Here is a 13,197-nt window from a genome sequence, read left to right as displayed (position 1 = left end):
TCTGCTAGGCTTGGGTATCATCCCCGGTCAGGGGATCGCTGTCGGGAATGACCTTGCCTGCGGCAATTTCGCGCAGGGCATTCACTATTTCCTTGTTCTTGGTCTCGATCAGGGGCTTGTAGCCTTCACGATACTGCTTGACCCGCTTGATGCCCATCTGGGTGATGAGAAAGCGGTTGCCGATTCTTGCCAGGCAATCTTCAACAGTAATACGAGCCATGAAACTCTCCTTGATAAGCTAATGTTTCGGGCGCTACTCGCGGCCTTCCGATTTCGCAGGAAACAACCCCTGCAAATCCTTGAGCAACCGGCTGGAGACCGGATAATACATGCCGCCCCCGTTTTGCAGCCAGCATTGGCCCTGGGGCAGTTTCGGATCGACGAAAAACACGAGATCAGCCAATGCATCCCCACCTGCACCAAGCAGGCGGCAATCCATGAGCCAGGTCGCCGAGTCCGGCAGATTGTTGAGAGGCAGCGCCTCGAACTGTAATTCAGTAAATCGCCAGAGCGCCATGTCAATGCCCGGCAATTCTTTTTTCGTTTCCGTTTCGCGCCATCCGGACTCGGTTCTTTCAGCCGAAAAAGTCCGGGAACCATGGGCAACGTTGACGTGCTGGACCTTGCCGAGGTCCAGCTTGAGAACGGAACGCCCCTGCATGTCAAAAGCGCTTTTGGTCAATTCGGCCAGAGTCTGGGCATCCAGTCGGAACGGAACCGGTTGCAGACTGGACTTGCCGACATAATACTTCGAATCCCCGGATACGGCGAAGAATTCCGCCTGAACCGGCTCCTCCCCCTTTGTCCAGAGACGAAGCGTCAGCGAAGCCACGGGATCGGTCTCCACAGGCTCGAACAGCAGCCGACCGGCCTTGAGCGTGGTCAGGGTATGCAGGTACAGCTTGAGCGCGGAATCCGACGCAGGCTTCCCCTTGAGGTAGCCCGGCAGGGCAAAATGAAAGCCATCCTTTTCCCGCTCGACAAGCCAGCTTGATCCAAAGGGCTGCCGCAGTTGCACCTTGCTCACATCCTCGGCCTTGAGGCCGAAGACCCGTGTATCGAAGAAATAGGATGCAGGCTGCGCCAACCTCCGAAGCGCATCCGGACCGAACTCGTAAAGGACGTGCGGAGAGCGGGAGTTCCAGCCGTAGACAACCCCCCGGTTGTCGGCGGAAGACAACTTCACCACATATTCCTTTTTCCCGACGGCATCCTTGATGACAATGACCTTGACCGTCGGATCGGCCAAGCCGTAACGCGCTGCATCCGCAACGTCGTATCGGTCCATGGCCCCTCTCGGCATCATGCCGGAAAGTGTGGAAACGAAATCGGCGACTCTTTCCGGAAGCGCCTTGATGGAGACTTTCCATGCATTGCCCGAAATCAGGGCCTGCCAGCCGGAGTCGCCATCCCTGAGCTCGTAGGTTCCCGCCGGGCCGTGCACATGGATGGACTTCACCCCGTCGATGGTTACGGGAATCCAGCGAAATCCGGCATTTCCACGCGGGAATGTCGTCCACCAGAAAAAGACCGCAGCCACGACAAGCGTGGATATTATGGCAAGGGCCAGCAGTACGCGCTTCAAGTCCGAAGAACCTCCGGCGGCTCCGAGTACTCCCGGCATTCGGGACTCGTACGGGTTCCGCAGTATGACAAAGCAAAAAAAAATGCCCCATCAGGTCTTGCAAGTCAAGCTGGAATACCCTAACTCCCTAACCGGCTCAGGGACAACTAGCATAAACAGGAGGAAGTTGAAACATGGGGTCCTGGGGAAAACTCACCTTTGCCCAGAAGCAATGCGTTTCCGCAACCGGAAAACTCATGCAGAATACGGGAATGGTCTGGCCCGGCGCACGGATCGGCCTCGCCGTTTCGGGCGGGGTGGACAGCTTCCTCATGCTCAAGGTCCTGAAAATCCGTCAGGCCATCATGCCGTTCCCCGTGGAACTCATGGTCCTGCACGTGAATCCGGGATTCGATCCACATTCCCACGCTCCTCTCGTGCAGTGGTGCCAAGACAACGGCATTTCCGCACACATGGAAACCACGGACTTCGGCCCGCGGGCCCATTCGGAGGAAAACCGCAAGAAATCCCCTTGTTTCTATTGCAGCATGCTCCGCCGCAAACGGCTGTTCGAACTTTGCCGCGACTACAACCTGACCCACCTCGCCTTTGGTCACAATGCGGATGACAACGTGGTCACCTATTTCATGAACATGACCCAGAACGGACGAGCCGAGGGCATAAGCCCGTCGGAACCGTTTTTCGATGGAAAACTGCAAGTTGTCCGCCCCACCCTGCTGCTTGACAAGAAAACCGTGATAAAGGCGGCCCGCCAATGGGAACTGCCCATCTGGGAAAACACCTGTCCTTCCAATGGAAACACCAAACGCAGCGACATTCACGAATGGCTCCGGCTCGCATGGCGTGACAACCGGAAGATCAAGAACAACATCTTCAATGCCGTTTCCCGCCAACAGATTGACTTGACAAGAAAAAAAAGTCTAGACTATTTGTGTTCTAAGCTGCTCTCATTTTTAACCTAAAGTCTAGCAAGAGACTGGAAAGACAATGCTTTTCAGAAAATATCATATTGTCGTCTTCAAGGACAAACAGGGTTCCTGCAAAAAATTTCAGGTTCGGGGATGGCTGCTGGCCTCCCTGTTCATACTGGTTGTCGGCCTGACTGCGGGCAACGTCGTGCTCTGGAAGGACTATGCCCACTATACCCGTCTGGAAAAATGCCTGAACCTTTCCGAAAAGACCGTTCAGGAGCAGAAGACCCAGCTCCTGAGCCTTTCCCAGAAGATAACCGGTCTCCAGAAAAACCTGTCCCGCATCCGGGACTTCGATTCCAAGCTTCGCGTCATGATCAATCTGGATCAGGACGGCAATCAGAGCAGTGCCCCCAAGGGCGGTCCCACGGACGAAAATTTCACCAAGGGCTATCTCCCCCTTTACCGGCAGGAACTGCTCGCCCGGAAAATGCATGAGTTCCTGCGTCAGCTCAACGTCGAAGCCCGGCTTGAGGAAGTCCGCCAGCAGGAAATCGTGCATACTCTTCGCAACAACCAGAACATCCTCGAATCCACGCCGTCCATCTGGCCCACTTCCGGTTGGGTGACTTCGGGATTCGCATGGCGCACCTCGCCCTTCACCGGCAAACGCGAATTTCACAAGGGCATCGACATTTCCGCCCCGCGCGGAACGCCCATCTACGCCCCGGCCCGGGGCACGGTTTCCTTTGCCGGACGCGACGGCTCCTACGGCATGAGCATCAGGATGAAGCACAACCCGAGCCTGAGCACGCGATTTGCACACCTTCACCGCATTGCCGTCACTCCCGGCAAGATAGTGACGCGGGGCGAACTCATCGGCTATGTGGGCAATACCGGCCGAAGCACCGGTCCCCATCTGCATTACGAAGTCAGGCTGAACGGCGTCCCGGTCAACCCCAAACGCTACATCCTGAACTAGGCAGCGCCGGAGACAACGCAATCAAGGCCCTGTTGGAACGCTTTCCAACAGGGCCTTTTCCGTATACAAGACAGAAAATCATGCCGCAAAACCACTTTTGGTTTGGCTTTTGCAATTCACACAGCCGATGGACATTTTCAATTTCAGCCCGAACGAAGTTCTCAGCTTTTTCCTGACTCTGCTCAGGATGAGCATCGTACTCTTCCTTCTGCCGTTCTTCGGGAGCCAATCCGCACCCAAGACCGTGAAGGCCGCGCTGCTGCTGGTGCTGGCAATGGCGGTCTGGCCCCAGTTGTCCTTCCCCGCCGAACTCATGCCTGCAAGTCCCTGGGAAGTTCTCGTCATGTTCATCGGTGAAGTCCTGCTCGGGCTGACGCTGGCCCTCGCCGTGAACATCTTTTTCGCAGCCATTCAGACCGGTGGCCAGATCATGGGCTTTCAAATGGGTTTTGCCATGGTCAATGTCGTGGACCCGGTAACCGGTGTCAGCAATGCGGTCACGGCCCACTTCCTCTACATGTGCACCATGCTGACCTTTCTTGTGCTCAACGGTCACCTGTTTCTGCTCAAGGCCGTGGGGGAAAGCTTTGCTCTGGTTCCCCCGGGGGGCCTGCTTGTCACGCCGGAACTTGCCAAGAACATGTTCGCCTTTTCCGAAAACATCTTCATTCTGGCCATCAAGATAGCCGCGCCCATCATGGCTTCGGTCTTTGTGGTCGATCTGGCGCTGGCCGTCATTTCCCGCGCAGCTCCCCAGATGCACGTTCTGGTGCTTGGCTTTCCCGTCAAAATAGCCGTGGGCTTTCTTTTTCTGGGCATGATATTCATGATCATGTCCAACTATACCGGGGACTTCATCCAGCAAATGGGGCCACTTCTCCGCAATTTCATGCGCGCCGGCGTTCCGGCACCGTAAAGGGAATGGGATATGGCGGAGCGCGATCCGAGTAAAACGGAAAAAGCCACAGGCAAACGCCGAAAAAAGACACGGCAGGACGGCAATGTCCCCAAAAGCGGGGAAATGAGTAAAGTCATTGTAATCCTTGCTGGTGTCATCATAATGCGTTTGCTCATAGGCTATTTCCACGAAGAGCTTTCCCGCATATTCAGATGGGCATTCAGCGAGAACCTAACCAATCTGGAGGTTGACCCGAGCCGAGCGTATTCGCTGTTCCTGTGGGGCATCAAGGAAATGGCCAAACTCATGTTGCCGATCCTGTTGTTCGTGGCCTTCGTCAGTTGGCTGAGCATGCGCATCCAGGTCGGCAAGCTCTGGACCACCAAGGCAATGCGCCCGAAATTTGCCCAGATGTTCAACATCACAAAGGCCCTCAAGAAGCTGCTGATCAGCCCCAAGGCCTTTGTCCGCCTTGGACGAAGCATTCTTCAGGCAGTCGCTGTAGGGATTGCGCCGTACATTGTCATCAAGCAGGAATACCCGAATTTTCTTCCATTATTTCACGCTTCTCCTGAAGGAATTGCGGCATACATCCTCTCCCTTGGATACAAGATGGTCTGCTACGCGCTGGTCCCCATGCTCATCATTGCCATTGCCGACATCTGGTATACGCGCTGGGATTACGAGGAAAAGATCAAGATGACCAAGGACGAGGTCAAGGACGAACGCAAGCAGGCCGAAGGCGACCCCAAGATCAAGGCGCAGCAGCAGAGAAAGATGATGGAAGTCATGGCGCGCCGCATGATGCAGGACGTGCCCAGAGCCGACGTCATCGTGACCAACCCCACCCACTACGCCGTGGCGCTCAGGTATGATGCGCTGGAAGCCCCGGCTCCGGTGGTCCTTGCCAAGGGTGTGAACAACCTTGCCGAACGCATCAAGGAAGTCGCACGGGAAAACAATGTTCCCATCGAACCCAACCCCCCGTTGGCACGCGCCTTGTATAAACAGGTTGAGATCGGGGACACGATCCCGGAGGAACTTTTTCAGGCTGTTGCGGCGCTTCTGTCCAAACTCGAGAAATTCAAGCGCCCCCATTGATTTCAGACCTGCGACACCTCCGGCTCCGTCTCTGAAACAACAGCTCACGAGGTGTCAAAATTATGGCTCAAAACGCCACAGGCAAAGCATCGGCTCTCAATATCGATTACAACAAATTCGCCAAACAGGGCGATGTGCTTCTCGCTGCCGGTGTCGTGACGATTCTGTTCGTCATGCTTGTGCCGCTTCCCACCCCGTTCATCGACTTCATGCTTACCGTGAGCATCTCCCTTGGGCTGGTCGTTCTCATCACGTCCATGTTCATGGAATCGCCCCTTGAATTTTCCATTTTTCCGTCACTGCTGCTGGTCACCACCCTGCTTCGCCTCGCTCTCAACGTGGCCACCACCCGCGCCATTCTCCTGCATGGCGACGAGGGTACGAACGCGGCAGGCTCGGTCATCCAGAGTTTCGGGGAATTCGTTGTCGGCGGCAATTACGTCATCGGCATCGTCATCTTCATGATCCTGTTCATCCTCAACAAATCGGTCATCGTCTCCGGTACCACACGCATCGCCGAGGTCGCCGCCCGATTCACACTGGACGCCATGCCCGGCAAGCAGATGGCCATCGAAGCCGATCTGAATGCCGGACTCATCGAGGAGGACGAAGCCCGCAAACAGCGTGAACTCATCCGCCGCGAGGCCGACTTCTACGGCGCCATGGACGGTGCAGGCAAATTCGTTTCCGGCGACGTGAAAGCCGGCATGATGATTACGGGCATCAATATCATCGGCGGCTTCCTCATCGGCATCATCCAAAAGGACATGCACTGGATGGACGCGGCCCAGACCTATACCCTGCTGACCATCGGTGACGGTCTGGTGGCAACAATCCCATCCCTGATCATCTCCACGTCCACGGGTATCATCGTTTCCCGCGCCGCCGCAGCCGAAGCCAAGATGGGCGAGGAATTCCTCGGCCAGTTGACCTTCCATCACAGAGCGCTGAAACTCGTGTCCATCATTCTGCTCATTTTCGCCATTGTCCCGGGCATGCCCACCATTCCCTTCATGTTCCTGTCCGCAATCATCTTCGGCATAGCCAAGCTGTCCCAAAAGCAGCACGCCGAGTTTTCTCCGGACGAAGAAAATGGCAAAAAGCAGGACATGCCCACTCTGGACACTCCCGAGGAAGTGCAGGCCCTGCTGCCGCTGGATCAACTGGAACTGGAAGTAGGCTACGGCCTGATTCCGCTGGTGGACGAGGAACAGAGCGGCAACCTGCTTTCACGCATCCGCTCCATCCGCCGCCAGTTCGCACTGGACATGGGCGTGGTCATTCCTTCGCTCCATCTTCGCGACAACCTGCAACTCAAGCCCGGCGAATACCGCGTGCTTGTCAAGGGCAACCCCGTGGCGCAGGCCGAACTGCTCATCGATCACCATCTGGCCATGGACCCAGGCGACGCCAGACATCGCATTCAGGGCGTGGAAACCGTGGAACCCGCCTTCAACCTGCCCGCCATCTGGATTCCCGAGGCACAGAAGGAAGAAGCCATGCTTGCGGGCTACACCGTGGTGGACCCCTCCACCGTGGTCGCCACCCACCTCACGGAAGTCTTCCGCCGCAACCTCGGCGAATTTCTGGGCCGTCAGGAAGTTCAGGAACTGCTGGACAATCTGTCCAAGCGCGCTCCCAAGGCCGTGGAAAGCCTTGTCCCGGGCATCCTCTCTCTGGGCGCGGTGCAGAAGGTGCTCCAGTCTCTGGTGCAGGAAAACGTATCCATTCGCGACCTGCTGACCATCGTGGAAACGCTGGCCGACTACGGCGTGGCGACTCAGGACCCGAACCAGCTCACGGAATACGTCCGGGCGCGCATGAGCCGCACCATCGTCAAACCCTACCTCGGCGAGGACGGAACTCTCCCCATCATCACGCTGGGGCACCAGATCGACCAGACCCTGACCAGTGCCATGCGGCCAGCCGAACAGGGCGGATACATCGCTCTGGAACCCGGCATGGCCCAGCAGATCATCCAGCGCATCAACGATGCAACCGACAACGCCTTTGTCGCGGACGGGCAACCCATCCTGCTGGTATCGCCGCAGCTCAGAAGCCAGCTTGCCCAGTTGCTGACCCGGTTCATCCCGACCCTGCCGGTAATCTCACAGGCCGAGATTCCCGCCGATGTCAAAATTCAGTCTATCGCAACCGTTGAATTCTAGGACCTGAACATGAGAATGAAGACATTCAGAGCCGCCACTGCCACGCAGGCTTTTGCCAAGGTCAAGGCAGATCTGGGCAGAGACGCCGTCATCCTGTCCAACACCACGGTGGAAGAGGACGGCAGAAAATGCTGCGAAGTCGTTGCCGCGATCGACTCGATCCCCGAACCCGCGACTCAGGCGACCAAGGAGGACTTCCTTGAAGGCGCACTTTCCGGCTCCACGGGCTGGCAACGCGAATGGTCGCAGATCAAGGGCCACATTCTGGCGCTCATGAAACCCCAGATGGACCTGAACAAGCTCTATCCCAAACATCGCATCGCCCTGGAGTATCTCGAGCGCGAAGACGTGGGCGAGCACGTGATCATGCAGGCCTACTGCGGTCTCACGCAGAATCCGGACAGTTCGGTGCTCTCGGTGCTGAACAAATTTGCCGCGGCCCGCCCTCTGGAATCCGAAAGATGGGACACCAGATTTCATGCCTTTGCCGGTCCGAACGGCGCAGGCAAGACTTCCACGCTCATCCGGTTCGCGCTCAGGGAAGGCAGGCGCAATCCCCGCAGCCGCATCTGCGTGGCAACGGCAGACAGCAGCCGAGGCAAAGGCAGGCTGGAACTGCGGCACTATGCCGAACTTTCCGGTTTCGATTACATGGAAATCGTGACCCGGGACGATTTTGCCTCCCTACGCAAAAAGGCGCACCGCTATGATCTCGTACTGCTCGACATTCCCGGACTTTCCGCCAGGACCAACCTCGAGGAATGGCTGGCACTCTACGGAATGACGCAGGCCGAGGACATGGCCATTCACCTCGTACTCAACCCGTATTACAGCGCGGGACAGCTCGACCGCTTCATCGAAAAATATAAAAGTCCGAGACTTGCAAGCGTTATCTGGACGAAACTCGACGAAGCCTGTACATTCGGAGCCATAATGAACATGGCGTTCGCCAGCGGGCTGCCCGTGTCGGCCCTTTCGTTCGGCTCCGGCTTGAAGAACAGCATCAAGCCGGCCACCAAGGAAATGATCTGGCGGCTCATCTTTATGCGCAAACTGCCCAACGGCGAAATTCAACCTTAAGGAGACGACCCGACGCCATGAGTTCCAAACTCCCGATGGTCCTTTCCGTCACCTCTGGCAAAGGGGGAGTCGGCAAGACCAACATATCCGTGAATCTCGCGTACACCCTGAGCACCCTCGGCAAGAAGGTGATGCTGCTGGATGCGGATCTCGGCCTTGCCAACGTGGACGTCATTCTGGGCCTTGCCCCGGAATACAACCTGTTCCACCTCTTTCATCAGGACGTGACTCTGGACAAGGTCCTGTACGACACGCCATACGGTTTTCCCATCCTTCCGGCCTCTTCCGGAGTCAGTGAAATGGTGGATCTGGACCGGGGTCAGAAACTCGACCTTCTGGATGCCATGGACACCCTTGACGACGAGATAGACTACCTCATCGTGGACACCGGGGCGGGCATCAATGAAAACGTACTGTATTTCAACATGGCCGTGCAGGAACGACTGCTGGTCATGACTCCGGAGCCCACGTCCCTGACCGACGCCTATGCCCTGATCAAGGTGCTGAAGCTCAACCACGGCGTGGAAAAATTCCGGGTGCTGGTCAACATGGTCAAGGACCAGAGAACGGCCAAGGACGTGTACATCAAGCTGGCGAATGCCTGCGACCACTTCCTGAGCGGCGTATCCCTGGATCTGGTCGGCTTCATTCCCTACGACACCAATGTTCGAAAGGCTGTGATCTCACAGACCCCTTTCTGCCACAAGTTTGCCAAGACCCCGGCAAGCGTGGCAATTCGGCAGGCGGCCCAGAAAATCAACTCCTGGCGGGTGACACCGAATACTGATGGCAATATCAAGTTTTTCTGGAAAAAACTCCTCTTCCAGGAGCAGTCCGTGGCGTGACCTGGAATCCGGGGACAAGGCCTGGAATGATTTTCCTCCGAGAGATCGGGAGGAAATCGTCAGGCATTATGCACCAAAAATCCGGATTCTCGCGCTTCGACTCAAATCCAAACTGCCGCAAAGCGTCGAGCTCGGCGAGCTCATCAGCGCTGGCAGCTTGGGGCTTCTTGACGCCCTCGGCAAATTCAACCCGACTCTGGGCATCAAGTTCGATACGTATGCGGAAAACCGGATCAAGGGAGCCATGCTCGACGAGCTTCGACGCATGGACTGGTTTTCACGCGGACTGCGCCAAAAGGTGAAGAATCTTGAAGACGCCATGCGCCAGATCGAGCATGAGACCGGCCAGCCCGCCACGAGTGAACAGCTCCAGGACCACACCGGCCTGACGGAAAAAGAGGTTCAGCAGGGGCTGGAAGCCCTGAACAACCAGATGTGCGTCAGTCTGGACTCGTTTCAGGAGCACCTCATCAGCCGAAAGGGACTGGCCGACGACGAGCCTTTCCAGTCCACGGCCTTCCAAGAAATAGTTGACAAAGTCGCCAATCTCATTGAGGAATTGACCCCAAGGGAAAAATTGGTCATATCTTTGTATTATGGCGAGGAACTGAACATGAAGGAAACCGCCGAGGTCATGGATATTACCGAAGGCCGAGTTTCCCAGTTGCACTCGCAGGCATTGAAAAAATTACGGAAAAACTTCAGGGCTCGCTACGAAAGCGACTAAACCATAAAAGGAGACCAACATGGCTGCCGACACTTCCATGCGCATCCTTGTCGTGGATGACTTCTCCACCATGCGGAAGATTATCAAGAACATCCTCCGCCAGCTGGGGTTCACCAACATCGTGGAAGCCGACGACGGCACCACCGCTTGGGATGTCCTGAACAAGGATAACATCGATTTCATCGTATCCGACTGGAACATGCCGAAAATGTCCGGCATCGAACTGCTTCGCAAGGTACGCGGCAGCGAGGAATATGCCGACATCCCCTTCCTGATGGTCACTGCGGAAGCCCAGCAGGAAAACATCATCGAAGCCGTTCAGGCCAAGGTGTCCAACTACATCGTCAAGCCGTTCACCCCGGAAACACTGGCTCAGAAAATCGAAAAGATCTTCGGCTAGCCGCAGGCGGCCCGACGTAGTAGGTCATATCCATGGTCCTGCTGGTCCCGGACGATACCGAGGAAACCACCGCGGCTCTTGCCGAAGACGTGTCGGAGGAGTCCGGGCAGCAGCCCAAGGCCCAACTGGACGACAGCGAAGCCAGCCGGGCCGCGCAAAAGGTCGATCTCGACCTGGATGACGCGCCCTTTCTCGAGGCAGAGGAAGAAGACGAACTGCCTCTGGAAGAGGAGCACGAAACCCCTCTTTTCGAAGAGGAAAAACCGGAAAAATCGAATCTGGCGGCCCTGCTCGGCAACAAGCTCGTGTGGGCCGCAGCTGTTATCGTCATTCTGCTCGCTGTCATCGCCATCCTCCTGCTCCGCGAACCCGAAGTCGTGGAAGTTCCCGTTGAAGTTCCCCCTGTCGCCCAGCCGGAAACGCCTGCGGAACCGGTTGTTCCGGAATCCCAGGATATTCTGGTCCGACTCGATCCGTTTCTGGTGGAACAGAAGGACGACAAGGGGCAGGTCCGATTCCTGGAAGTCCGGCTTGTGCTGACAACGCCCGATGACGGTCTTGCTCGTCAGTTCAAGCAGGAGACCTACACGGTAAGAAATGCCGTGTATTATTACCTCAAGAATAAGGATTTGCAGTTCCTGTCCGATAAGAAGAACAGCGACAGACTGAAAAAGGAACTGCTTGCGGTCATCAACCAATACATGGGATTTGGCCAGTTCGAGACGCTTCTTTTCGAACAATACCTTGTGAGGTAGCCATGAGCTCCACCCCCATAGATCTTCCGATCGTCATCGCACAACTGCCTTACGTGCAGAAACTTGCGAACGCGGAACAGGCTTCCCCGGAAACCCGGAAAAGCCTGTTCGGTCCGATCATTGCCGAACACCTGCGGCGCAACAAGCAGGAAACCGTGCAGGAAGTCGAGGAAACCGAAGCCATGCAGCCGGTGGACAGCGAAGGCCACAACCAGCAGGAACAGCAGGCGGCCCCGCAGGATCGAAACAAAAAGGAGCAGGAAAAGGAAGAAACCGAAAGCGGAGCCTCCTCTTCTCCCTGGTCGGGCAACATCGTCAACATGAAGGTCTGAGGCGAATTCACGCCTTTGCCGCGAACAGCAGACCCATTTGCTTTTCCTGCCGAAAAAAGGGAAACTTCCGGCATCCGTCAACCTTGAGCCGCGAGGCAGACATGTCCAACCTGTTGCTGATTTTCTTCACGGCAAGCGAAATACTTTTGCTGGCCATTGTCCTTTTCTTTTTTCTCCGTCTTCGCAAATCGGAAGAGCTCGTTTCCGAACTGCAAGCCAAGCAGGAGGATTTCGTCCGACGCCTGCAATTCAACACCCAGTTGGAAAGCGAACTCGTGGCCACGTTCGAACAGCGCCAGAACGAACTGCTGTCCATCAACGAGGAATTGGAGAGCAAGGCGGAAGAATTGCGCAAACTGGTCAAATTGGCCGGTGAATACTGCAAGTCCCCGCAAATGATGCGTGAAATCATCTTGAACGGCCACAGAAGCGGCAAATCCACCATGCAGTTGGCCAAGGCAACCGGACTGAGTTCCGAGGAAGTGGAACTCATCATAGACCGCGCCTAAAGCGGACAAGCTTTCATCGGATCAGCAATGCGAATACGTGGCGGCAAAGGAGGTGGCGGCTCCTCAGGCAGAGGGCGTTCCGAAACCTTTCGGCGCAATCACAAGATCGGCCAGAAAATCAGGGGCCGATTCATCGAAAAGATTTCCAGCGACATGGGCTGGGTGGTGATCGATGGCCAAAGACTTCTGGCCAACCTGAATTCAACGCCTTCTCCCGGCTCGCTTCTTACCTTCAGAGTCGTTCAACTCTCCCCGCAGATCATCCTCAAGGAGCTCTTTGACCCGGGCTTTTCAGGCAATCCCGAGTTTTCCCGAATTTCCGACTTTGAAACCGCACGTACGCTATTCGAGAACCGCGCCCGTACCGTTCTTTCCGCGCTTTGCGAAAAAACCGGACACGAACGCAAACACGACTTTTTCTCTGCTCTGCAACAGGACAGGAATTGTACCGACGCATTTCTGGATGTCACGGCATGCGCCGCCAGTCTGACAGCATCCATGAACCGCGGGCAAACCATACTCTACGCGCCCTGGCTGGTTCCGGAAGGCAATCGGTCGGTCCTGATCTGCCATCCTTCCTTGCAAGGAAACACCAATTTTCTAAGCCTGACCGTGGAGTGCACATTCCCCCGCTTCGGTCTGACGCGGGTGCAGGTTCTGGCAAAACCGCCGCGAGCCGGAATCAAGCTGTTGCTGGAGCATCCCAGGCACGGCCCGCAGCTCCACAAAATCCTGCGCAACGTCCTGACCGCCAAAACCGAGGACACTTCCCTGCTTGGCATCGAAAAACTCCCGCCGCATGCGCATGGCGGCATCCTTTCGGAACTGCTGCTGCGCCGCAGTTCATAACCCGACTCCGCCACTCACGCACAAAGAAACCGCCCGAAGGCGGTTTCTTTCAACT

15 protein-coding genes are annotated in these 13,197 nt (G+C 56.3%); 13 read left to right on the top strand and 2 right to left on the bottom strand.

Annotated features, from left to right (window positions below; all coding sequences use genetic code 11):
* Nucleotides 1–4: 4 nt before the first annotated feature.
* Together rpoZ and MPN23_RS02765 are read right to left on the bottom strand one after the other, a co-directional pair.
* On the bottom strand, nucleotides 5–220 hold the full coding sequence (gene rpoZ / locus MPN23_RS02770; protein ID WP_243545998.1) for a DNA-directed RNA polymerase subunit omega: 216 nt from the start codon (nucleotides 218–220) through the stop codon (nucleotides 5–7).
* 33 nt (nucleotides 221–253) lie between these two features.
* Entirely contained in the window at nucleotides 254–1,585 is a 1,332-nt protein-coding gene (locus MPN23_RS02765) for a DUF4340 domain-containing protein (RefSeq protein ID WP_243545997.1), read from the bottom strand.
* Nucleotides 1,586–1,758: 173 nt separating this feature from the next.
* Here MPN23_RS02765 and MPN23_RS02760 point away from each other — a divergent pair, with 173 nt between their 5' ends.
* The 13 genes from MPN23_RS02760 (at nucleotide 1,759) to MPN23_RS02700 (ending at nucleotide 13,142) form a co-directional block, all read left to right on the top strand.
* Nucleotides 1,759–2,547, top strand: coding sequence for a tRNA lysidine(34) synthetase (locus MPN23_RS02760; protein WP_243545995.1), 789 nt, complete (start codon nucleotides 1,759–1,761; stop codon nucleotides 2,545–2,547).
* 25 nt (nucleotides 2,548–2,572) lie between these two features.
* Entirely contained in the window at nucleotides 2,573–3,478 is a 906-nt protein-coding gene (locus MPN23_RS02755) for a M23 family metallopeptidase (RefSeq protein WP_243545994.1), read from the top strand.
* Between the two features lie 127 nt (nucleotides 3,479–3,605).
* Complete coding sequence (gene fliR / locus MPN23_RS02750) at nucleotides 3,606–4,394, top strand: flagellar biosynthetic protein FliR (protein WP_243545993.1); 789 nt, start codon at nucleotides 3,606–3,608, stop codon at nucleotides 4,392–4,394.
* Between the two features lie 12 nt (nucleotides 4,395–4,406).
* Nucleotides 4,407–5,477, top strand: coding sequence for a flagellar biosynthesis protein FlhB (flhB, locus tag MPN23_RS02745; RefSeq protein WP_243545992.1), 1,071 nt, complete (start codon nucleotides 4,407–4,409; stop codon nucleotides 5,475–5,477).
* A 62-nt stretch (nucleotides 5,478–5,539) separates the two neighbouring features.
* Nucleotides 5,540–7,645: a flagellar biosynthesis protein FlhA gene (flhA, locus tag MPN23_RS02740; RefSeq protein ID WP_243545991.1), complete on the top strand. Its 2,106-nt coding sequence runs from the start codon at nucleotides 5,540–5,542 to the stop codon at nucleotides 7,643–7,645.
* A gap of 15 nt (nucleotides 7,646–7,660) precedes the next feature.
* Nucleotides 7,661–8,725 carry a flagellar biosynthesis protein FlhF gene (locus tag MPN23_RS02735; RefSeq protein ID WP_243545990.1) on the top strand — a complete coding sequence of 355 codons (1,065 nt, stop codon included), beginning with the start codon at nucleotides 7,661–7,663 and terminating at the stop codon, nucleotides 8,723–8,725.
* Between the two features lie 17 nt (nucleotides 8,726–8,742).
* Nucleotides 8,743–9,570 carry a MinD/ParA family protein gene (locus tag MPN23_RS02730; protein ID WP_243545988.1) on the top strand — a complete coding sequence of 276 codons (828 nt, stop codon included), beginning with the start codon at nucleotides 8,743–8,745 and terminating at the stop codon, nucleotides 9,568–9,570.
* Entirely contained in the window at nucleotides 9,512–10,297 is a 786-nt protein-coding gene (locus tag MPN23_RS02725) for a FliA/WhiG family RNA polymerase sigma factor (RefSeq protein ID WP_243545986.1), read from the top strand. The genes MPN23_RS02730 and MPN23_RS02725 overlap by 59 nt, the downstream gene beginning before the upstream one ends.
* 19 nt (nucleotides 10,298–10,316) lie before the next feature.
* Nucleotides 10,317–10,697, top strand: a complete 381-nt coding sequence (locus MPN23_RS02720) for a chemotaxis response regulator CheY (protein ID WP_243545985.1) — start codon at nucleotides 10,317–10,319, stop codon at nucleotides 10,695–10,697.
* A gap of 32 nt (nucleotides 10,698–10,729) precedes the next feature.
* Complete coding sequence (locus tag MPN23_RS02715; RefSeq protein WP_243545984.1) at nucleotides 10,730–11,452, top strand: flagellar basal body-associated FliL family protein; 723 nt, start codon at nucleotides 10,730–10,732, stop codon at nucleotides 11,450–11,452.
* A gap of 2 nt (nucleotides 11,453–11,454) precedes the next feature.
* A complete protein-coding gene (locus MPN23_RS02710; protein WP_243545982.1) occupies nucleotides 11,455–11,784 on the top strand; it encodes a hypothetical protein in 330 nt (109 codons plus the stop codon).
* A gap of 101 nt (nucleotides 11,785–11,885) precedes the next feature.
* On the top strand, nucleotides 11,886–12,293 hold the full coding sequence (locus tag MPN23_RS02705) for a hypothetical protein (RefSeq protein WP_243545981.1): 408 nt from the start codon (nucleotides 11,886–11,888) through the stop codon (nucleotides 12,291–12,293).
* Between the two features lie 27 nt (nucleotides 12,294–12,320).
* Complete coding sequence (locus MPN23_RS02700) at nucleotides 12,321–13,142, top strand: hypothetical protein (RefSeq protein ID WP_243545980.1); 822 nt, start codon at nucleotides 12,321–12,323, stop codon at nucleotides 13,140–13,142.
* Nucleotides 13,143–13,197 lie beyond the last annotated feature (55 nt).

It is taken from the genome of Pseudodesulfovibrio tunisiensis (genome assembly GCF_022809775.1).
Lineage (GTDB): Bacteria > Desulfobacterota > Desulfovibrionia > Desulfovibrionales > Desulfovibrionaceae > Pseudodesulfovibrio > Pseudodesulfovibrio tunisiensis.
The sequence above is the reverse complement of the archived record's forward strand: the minus strand, read 5'-3'. Positions and strand labels throughout refer to the sequence as shown.

Bases quoted from the DNA above. Each gene is read 5' to 3' on its own strand.
- MPN23_RS02755 (WP_243545994.1), top strand. From the start codon at position 2,573: ATGCTTTTCAGAAAATATCATATTGTCGTCTTCAAGGACAAACAGGGT.
- MPN23_RS02760 (WP_243545995.1), top strand. From the start codon at position 1,759: ATGGGGTCCTGGGGAAAACTCACCTTTGCCCAGAAGCAATGCGTTTCC.
- MPN23_RS02710 (WP_243545982.1), top strand. From the start codon at position 11,455: ATGAGCTCCACCCCCATAGATCTTCCGATCGTCATCGCACAACTGCCT.
- MPN23_RS02735 (WP_243545990.1), top strand. From the start codon at position 7,661: ATGAAGACATTCAGAGCCGCCACTGCCACGCAGGCTTTTGCCAAGGTC.
- MPN23_RS02705 (WP_243545981.1), top strand. From the start codon at position 11,886: ATGTCCAACCTGTTGCTGATTTTCTTCACGGCAAGCGAAATACTTTTG.
- MPN23_RS02730 (WP_243545988.1), top strand. From the start codon at position 8,743: ATGAGTTCCAAACTCCCGATGGTCCTTTCCGTCACCTCTGGCAAAGGG.
- MPN23_RS02720 (WP_243545985.1), top strand. From the start codon at position 10,317: ATGGCTGCCGACACTTCCATGCGCATCCTTGTCGTGGATGACTTCTCC.
- MPN23_RS02700 (WP_243545980.1), top strand. From the start codon at position 12,321: ATGCGAATACGTGGCGGCAAAGGAGGTGGCGGCTCCTCAGGCAGAGGG.
- flhA (WP_243545991.1), top strand. From the start codon at position 5,540: ATGGCTCAAAACGCCACAGGCAAAGCATCGGCTCTCAATATCGATTAC.
- flhB (WP_243545992.1), top strand. From the start codon at position 4,407: ATGGCGGAGCGCGATCCGAGTAAAACGGAAAAAGCCACAGGCAAACGC.
- MPN23_RS02725 (WP_243545986.1), top strand. From the start codon at position 9,512: ATGGCAATATCAAGTTTTTCTGGAAAAAACTCCTCTTCCAGGAGCAGT.
- MPN23_RS02715 (WP_243545984.1), top strand. From the start codon at position 10,730: ATGGTCCTGCTGGTCCCGGACGATACCGAGGAAACCACCGCGGCTCTT.
- rpoZ (WP_243545998.1), bottom strand. From the start codon at position 220: ATGGCTCGTATTACTGTTGAAGATTGCCTGGCAAGAATCGGCAACCGC.
- fliR (WP_243545993.1), top strand. From the start codon at position 3,606: ATGGACATTTTCAATTTCAGCCCGAACGAAGTTCTCAGCTTTTTCCTG.